We start from the raw sequence: 7,026 nt of genomic DNA, 5'->3' as shown, positions 1-7,026 counted from the left end.
ACGCGGCCCGTCGTACACCAGAGCCTTCATGAGATTCTCTCCTCCTGTCCGATATTTCGGATATCGATGGAAGGAACAAATTCGCGAATGAATCAAATCAACATCCGCCGCGTGAAACGCGCACGCAGGACGCACGCGGCTGCCAGCGCCAGCACGCACTGGCAGCTCTCGCAAAAAAACTCACTCGAAATCGACGCGAGCAACTCACCGGGGAGGAACTCATCCGGGAGGTACACGGCCTCAATCGCCGGGCCGCTGCATCACGTTGCCTTTTCAACCGCAGCATTGGGCACAGCAGGTGAGCCCCGCGGACCATTCACTTCAACCCTCCCACCGGGACACTGCATGTCAACTGGAGACTGAGGTCTGCTCAGCGGTGATCACTCCCAGGTCCCGTTGAGGACGAAATGAGTTCTCGCCGGGTCGCGCGGCTCGATGTGGCCGTGGTCGTCGGCTTGACCTTGGTCGTCATCGCTGCCGTGTTCGCCCTCTTCTACGGCAGCGCCGAGGCGCCGGGGACAACACGGGCTGACCCAACCCCGCGCAGCCGGGCGCTCGGACGTTCTCCGGCCACGCCTGGTTCGGATAGGCGACGTTCTCCGGCGTGGCCTCGTTTTACTGGGCGACGTTCGAGACGGCCTCGCGGCTGGGTCCTCTTGTTTGCCGGCCCGCTAGGCCCGGCACAGCACTAGCGTGACGACCCGGTCTTGGCGAACTGGTCGACGATGGCCCGGCAGAAGGCTGGCAGGTCCGCCGGCGAGCGGCTGGAGATGAATGTCCGTCGATGACGACTTCCTCATAGACGACCTCGGCCCCGGTGTTGCGCAGGTCAGTGCGCACACTGGGCCAGGAGGTGAGTCAGCATCCGCGCACATGAGCAGCCTTTGCACCTTGGCGAGATGAGCGGCGGGCGGGGCGGCCAGGACGGCCATGCCGAACCGTTCTTTGCCCTCGCCGTTGACTCCAAGTCCTGAAACGCGTTGATGACGCACTGCCGTGCAGCGCCAGGAAGAACCCTCGTCCTCCTGGTTCTCGGTCGTAGGTCGGATCTGGACCGGACCATAGACCGATGGCGCCGGCCCGAACGGTTGCTAGCCTGGAAAGCAGTTCCGGCAGCCAGGGGGGCAGCCAGGGGGAAGGAGGCCGACCGATGGCGGTCGAACTCAACCACACGATCGTCGCCGCGCACGACACGATGGCGTCCGCACGGTTCCTCGCGGATCTGCTGGGTTTGGAGGTGGCACCGGAGTACGGTCCGTTCGTCCCGGTGCAGATACCGAACGGCGTGACGCTGGACTACATGGAAACGGCCGAGGCGATCAGCCCACAGCACTACGCGTTCCTTGTCTCCGAGGACGACTTCGACGCGATCTTCGCCCGCATCGGCGACGCGGGCCTGACCTACTGGGCGGACCCGTCCCACCACCACCCCGGCGAGATCAACCGCAACGATGGCGGCCGCGGGGTGTACTTCGACGACCCCAACGGACACCACCTCGAGATTCTCACCAGGCCATACGGCAGCGGCAAGGACTGATACCCCGGAACGTGCCGGGAGCCGGAGCCCCTCGACGACGTGTGCCGTGCCCAGGGCGCCATTCGGACCACAACTCCTCCAAGTGCCTGTTGTCGTACCGATCGTGGGGCCTGATGACTCGAACGGGGTTTGCTGCCGGTTCCGGCCTGGCTCGAGGGCCGGGGCGGACAGCCAGAGGGCTACTGCCACCGCGAGATGCTCGATGCGGTCCGCCATCTCATCGACAACGGCATCAAGTGGCGGGCGATGCCGGTCGACTTTCCGGCCTGGAGCGCGGTCTGTGCGTTCTTCCGCCGATGGCGAGAGCAAGGGCTGATCACAGAGTTCCACCACGGCTCCGCGCCCGAGTGCGGCGGGCCGTGGGGCGACCGGTGGGCCCTGCGGATGCCGATGAATCATCCGCCCAAGTGGCGGCCTTGATCACCGATCTCTGACTGTGCCCGCCGATCGCCCCAGTGTCTCACCCTGACCGGCAGGCGCCAGCACATCCTTGCAGTCATCGAGCATGCCACCCGCCGCATCCCGATCTTGGGCACCACCACGCACCCCACCGCGCCATGGGTGCCCAGGCCATCCGGAACCTGGCCATGGACCTCAAGGACACGGGAACCAGCGCCACTTGCCTCATCCTGGATCGAGACGCGAAACTCCCTGTTCTCTTCGACCAGATCCTGTGCGACGCCAACATCCAGACCGCACTAACCGGCGTCCGGATACCACGCATGAACGCCATCATCGAGTGCTGGGGCCCGGCCTGCAGCCACGAACTCCTGGACCGCACGCTCATCTGGAACGAACACCACCTGAGCCACGCCCTTCGCCAGTTCGAAATCCATCACAACGCTCACCGGCCCCCTCGAGCGATGAACCAGGCGACGCCACTGCGCGCGGCCCCCGAACCGATCACCGATCCCGGACAAAGCCCCGTCTCGACATACGCCGCCGAAACCGGCTCGGCGGAGTGATCCAGGCGTACCGGAATGCCACCTGACCTGGGCGGATGCGATATTCGGCAGCCGCAGCGTCAGCCCACGTCGACGCCAGCAGTGGGGAGATTTTCGAGAATGGTCGCGACGGTCTGCTCTGGTGTCTGCTCCGAGGTGTCGAGCCAGGGCCCGATACGCGGGGTCTCCCCGCGCAAGGATTGATCGAGAGCATCAACCACCCAGCAGTTCCAACTAGGCCCTGGCCTCTGAGGTTTCCTCGGGTAGTAGTTCCTCTCGGCTAGAGGCCATCATCCGCCGAAAGATGTCGCCGCGTACATTGGCAGCCCGAGGTAGCCGCCTGGCAAGCAGGTCGGCCACAGTGGACCTGGACCTGCCGCCATCACACCTGTGACCAGGACGACCGCAGCACCCAGTTCTTCCGCCACGCGGGCCTCTCGCTCAGGGACGGCATCCGAATCAGTCAGCATGCCGCCGACAGCCTGCCGACACAGCACGAGACGAAGCATCCGGATTTCCCGCACGGGACGGGGCGCATCTCCGGATTTTTGTCCCGTGTCATTCGTATTGACGTACGGCGGCCCCGTCCAGCATGATCACGAATCGTGCACGCCTCCGGTCCGTATCTCCAGTCGACGCTCGTCGAGCGGCTGCATGTCGACCTGGCCCGGCAGTCCAGCGCACTCTGTCGCTCCCCACGCTGAACAGCGCCCGCAATCACCGCACTTGCCGCCCTGCACAGTCGCACCCGGGAGCTCCGCCATGCCTGCACCCCACGTAGCCTTCGACGTCCCTGTCACCCGCCGCACGTTCGCAGCGCTGGCCGGGGCGGTGGCCGCGACCGCCGCTACCGCCCCGGCCGCCAGCGCCGCTACCAGCCGGACACCGGCCGAGCGCCCCAACATCCTCTGGCTCGTCGCCGAAGACCACTATCCATTCGTCGGCGCGTACGGGGACCCCGTCGCGCGCACCCCAACCCTGGACCGTCTCGCCCGCGAGGGCATCCGCTACGAGAACTCGTACTCAACGGCGCCGGTGTGCGCGCCATCCCGGTTCGCGCTGCTCACTGGCGTCGCGCCGCAGAGCGCCGGGCCGGCCGAGCACATGAGGGCCCTCGGCCGGACTCCCGCATTCCTGAGGGGCTTTCCGGAGTACCTGCGCCAGGCCGGCTACTACACCACGAACAACTCCAAGACCGACTACAACACCACCGTCGACATGACGGCGACCTGGGACGCGTCCAGCGCGACAGCCCACTACCGCGACCGCCCCGCGGACGCCCCGTTCTTCGCAGTCTTCAACGACATGACGACCCACGAGTCGAGCCTGTTCACGGCGCAGGACGGCCGCACTCGACGCGACGAGATCCGGTTGCCTGCCTACCTGCCCGACACTCCCGAGATCCGTGGCGACTTCGCGCACTACTACGACGCGATGGAGACCATGGACAGCCATGTCGCGGCGCGGCTGGCCGAGTTGGAGGCGGCCGGCCTGGCCGACGACACCATTGTCTTCTTCTACTCCGACAACGGTGGTGTCCTTCCCCGCAGTAAACGCCACTGCTACGACGAAGGCATGCGCACGGCGCTGATCGTGCGATTCCCCGAGAAGTGGACGCACCTGGCCCCGCGCGCGACCGGGTCGGTGGAGCAGCGTGCGGTGACGTCAGTCGACTACGGGCCGACTGTTCTCGCCCTCGCCGGCCAGGACATACCCACGTACATGCAGGGGCGTCCGTTCGCCGGGGTGCGCCACCTTCCGCCCGCCCGTTACGCGTTCGGGGGACGCGACCGGATGGACGAGCGCTACGACATGGTCCGCACGGCCCGCGACGAGCGTTACCGCTATCTGCGCAACTACGCCCCGCACCGCCCATGGGGTCAGCACGGCGCCTATGCCTGGCTGGCGCGCGGCTACCAGTCGTGGCAGCAGGCCCATCTGGACGGCACGCTCGACGCCGTCCAGGATCGCTTCTGGGGCACCAAGCCCGCTGAGGAGCTGTACGACCTGCACACCGACCCCGACGAAATCCACAACCTGGCCGGTGATCCGGCGCACACCCGTACGCTCGACCGGCTCTCGCGCGCCCTCGACGAGCACATCGTGGCCGTGCACGACAACGGGTTCATCCCGGAAGGCAGCGCCCTGGAGGGATGGGAGCAGAGCCGAAGGCCCGGGGCCTATCCCCTGCGCCGTGTCATGTGCCTCGCCCAGCAGGCCATCGAGCGGGACATCCGTCATCTCCCCGACTTCATACGGGAGTTGGGCAATGAAAATGAAGTCGTCCGGTACTGGGCCGCGCAAGGACTGCTGCTGCTAGGACGCGCCGCCGGGCCCGCGCTCAAGCGACTTATCCGGACCCTACGCACCGACGTGTCGCCGCAGGTGCGGATCAGCGCCGCCGAGACGCTGATCCGGCAGGGACACCACGTCTCCGAGGCAGTGGACTTCCTCGGCCGCACACTCGCCGAGCACGCCGACGTCCGTGTCCGCCTCCAGGCGATCAACGCGCTCACGTTCATCGACACGGACCTCGCGCGCCCCGCTCGCCCGGCGATCGAGGCGGCTGCCACCAGCAAGGACGAATACCTTCACAACGCGGGCCGGTACCTGACGTTTGTCCTCGACGGCACGTACACGCCGTCGTCACCCGTTTACGAGCCGGTGGCGACGGGCTGAGCCCGACAAGTACGACATCCTCAATTCAGCCCGGCCCAGCTCCTGAGGCTTGCCCTGAAGGGCACGTGGACGCGAGCTGCTGCACCGCACGCTGATCTGGAACCAGCGCCATCTGCTCCACACACTGCGCGAGTTCGAGACGATCTACAACGAGCACAGGCCGCACCAGGGCATTGCCAACGCCCGCCCATCACACCCACTCCCCCAACCGATCACCGACCCCGAGCAGATCACCCACCTCGACATACACAAACGCCACCCACTCGGTGGCCTCCTCAACGAGTATGAACACGCCGCGTGACCTGCCCGGATGAGGTCACCGGCAAGGGCCGGGTCGTCGGGTCGTCGATGACAGACCCGATCATTGCCGGTACTCATCGCAGAGGCGGCCGAAACGAGTACCGGTCCGCGACTTGCCACCGCACGACGACCCATCGGACGACCCATCGGACAGGTCAGTCCGACTCCTGTCGAAGGACGCGGCGAGCCGCCTCAGCCTCGGCGGCCGGCGGCGACACCTCGTCGAGGACATCAAGCTCGTCATCACCCTCCAACTCCCTTTCCCAGGCTGTGGCGAGCCGCTCCTGCTCCTCCCTGGGCCTGGCCACGACGGCCTCCCTGTCCTCAGGCGTCAGGACCGCCAGGAAGCGTGCGACTGAGTCGTTCGGCATGCTAAGCACCCCTTCGCCGGGACATGGTGCTGATCCGGGCTCAGCATGATCAATCAGTCCGGCGATCGCGGCCCGACACAACCGCAGCACACTCGGATGGCGCCATCTCGAGTTCCAGCCTCGCCCCACTCGTACCGTCGCCGTCCCGAATGCGCCTCTTCCAGGACCCGTACACGTCGCTGAACCCGTCCCACACCATCGGCGACACCCTCGCCGAACCGCTCCTCGCGCAGAGCGTCGACGCCCGCGAGGCGCGCGGTCGGGATCGGCGGCCTGCTCGACCGGGTCCGTCTGCCGTCCGACACGGCGCGACGCCTGCCGCGCGAGTTCTCTGGCGGCCAGCGCCGGCGCCAGCGCGTCGCCATCGCCCGCGCCATCGCCCTCCGCCCCCGCCTAGTCGTCTGCGACGAACCGGTGTCCGCACTCGACCTCACCACGCGCCGGACCGCGCTCGGTCTCCTCCTGGAGATCCAGGAGGAGACCGAAGTGTCGTACCTCTTCGTCTCACACGACCTGTCGGTGGGCCGCTGCATGAGCCACCGGGTCGCCGTGATCCACAAGGACGAGATCGTGGAGACGGGCGACACCGACCACCTCACGCGCTCCCCTCACCACCCCTACACCCGCACCCTGCTGCTGTCGGCCCCGTGGCCGACGTAGCGGAACAGCGCCGCCTCAGGCAGCTGCGCCAGGAGCCGGATCAACCGAGACAGGCTTCGTGACCGCGTCCGTCGCCCGGCGCCCGGCGTCACTTCGGCTTCGCCCTCGAAGACGATCCAGGTCCCGGACGCCGCGCCGAGACCCTTACTCGCGGCCATTGCGCCTGCCGAGAATGCCGTCCGTGCAGCTCACTCAGGGGTCTGTGCGGTGCTGCGGCAGCCCACGAGCAGCGCCTCCCCCTGGCTGCTTAGGAAGTCGGCCATGTTGTGCGCTCGCGCTGGGGAGACGGTTCAACGCCGTGCGCTGGCAAGATTTCCCAGATGGTGGAGGCAGCCGCCTTGACGCCCAGTGCGGCCAGCTCGCCGTGGATACGCCGGTAGCCGCCGCGGACCTTCCGCAGCGGCATCCCGAACGGCGGAAGGTCCCCCGTGGACTTCCCCGGTGGGCGCGCCGTCCTCCCTCTGGCCGCCAATCGCCTGCACATGTCTTGCGGAACCGCTGTGGTCACCCTTCCAGCGGACCGTTGACACGTTTG

6 protein-coding genes and 2 pseudogenes are annotated in these 7,026 nt (G+C 67.1%); 6 read left to right on the top strand and 2 right to left on the bottom strand.

The window, feature by feature from the left end:
• Positions 1–688: 688 nt before the first annotated feature.
• Positions 689–858 (bottom strand): annotated as a pseudogene (locus ACIPWY_RS39200) (DJ-1/PfpI family protein); the annotation flags it as partial.
• 292 nt (positions 859–1,150) lie between these two features.
• On the opposite strand from ACIPWY_RS39200, the gene ACIPWY_RS39195 reads away from it, so the two are divergent.
• From ACIPWY_RS39195 to ACIPWY_RS39175, 5 genes are all read left to right on the top strand, one after another.
• A complete protein-coding gene (locus ACIPWY_RS39195; protein ID WP_393706180.1) occupies positions 1,151–1,537 on the top strand; it encodes a VOC family protein in 387 nt (128 codons plus the stop codon).
• Between the two features lie 129 nt (positions 1,538–1,666).
• Complete coding sequence (locus ACIPWY_RS39190; RefSeq protein ID WP_393706179.1) at positions 1,667–1,957, top strand: transposase; 291 nt, start codon at positions 1,667–1,669, stop codon at positions 1,955–1,957.
• Between the two features lie 167 nt (positions 1,958–2,124).
• Positions 2,125–2,502 carry an integrase gene (locus ACIPWY_RS39185; RefSeq protein ID WP_393706178.1) on the top strand — a complete coding sequence of 126 codons (378 nt, stop codon included), beginning with the start codon at positions 2,125–2,127 and terminating at the stop codon, positions 2,500–2,502.
• 584 nt (positions 2,503–3,086) lie between these two features.
• The gene (locus tag ACIPWY_RS39180; RefSeq protein WP_362909569.1) at positions 3,087–3,185 is read left to right on the top strand and encodes a putative leader peptide; all 99 of its coding nucleotides are present in this window, start codon (positions 3,087–3,089) and stop codon (positions 3,183–3,185) included.
• Between the two features lie 58 nt (positions 3,186–3,243).
• Complete coding sequence (locus ACIPWY_RS39175) at positions 3,244–5,160, top strand: sulfatase-like hydrolase/transferase (RefSeq protein ID WP_393706177.1); 1,917 nt, start codon at positions 3,244–3,246, stop codon at positions 5,158–5,160.
• A gap of 455 nt (positions 5,161–5,615) precedes the next feature.
• Here the strand turns inward: ACIPWY_RS39175 and ACIPWY_RS39170 are convergent, their stop codons facing one another.
• Positions 5,616–5,831, bottom strand: a complete 216-nt coding sequence (locus ACIPWY_RS39170) for a hypothetical protein (RefSeq protein WP_362909565.1) — start codon at positions 5,829–5,831, stop codon at positions 5,616–5,618.
• A gap of 155 nt (positions 5,832–5,986) precedes the next feature.
• Between ACIPWY_RS39170 and ACIPWY_RS39165 the strand changes: the two are divergent.
• Positions 5,987–6,553: pseudogene (locus ACIPWY_RS39165) on the top strand (ATP-binding cassette domain-containing protein); the annotation flags it as partial.
• Between the last annotated feature and the right edge of the window lie 473 nt (positions 6,554–7,026).

This window comes from Streptomyces sp. NPDC090032 (assembly GCF_044748025.1).
GTDB lineage: Bacteria > Actinomycetota > Actinomycetes > Streptomycetales > Streptomycetaceae > Streptomyces.
Note: the sequence above shows the minus strand (reverse complement) of the source record. Positions and strands in the feature narration are given on the sequence as shown.

Bases quoted from the DNA above. Each gene is read 5' to 3' on its own strand.
- ACIPWY_RS39195 (WP_393706180.1), top strand. From the start codon at position 1,151: ATGGCGGTCGAACTCAACCACACGATCGTCGCCGCGCACGACACGATG.
- ACIPWY_RS39185 (WP_393706178.1), top strand. From the start codon at position 2,125: ATGGACCTCAAGGACACGGGAACCAGCGCCACTTGCCTCATCCTGGAT.
- ACIPWY_RS39175 (WP_393706177.1), top strand. From the start codon at position 3,244: ATGCCTGCACCCCACGTAGCCTTCGACGTCCCTGTCACCCGCCGCACG.
- ACIPWY_RS39170 (WP_362909565.1), bottom strand. From the start codon at position 5,831: ATGCCGAACGACTCAGTCGCACGCTTCCTGGCGGTCCTGACGCCTGAG.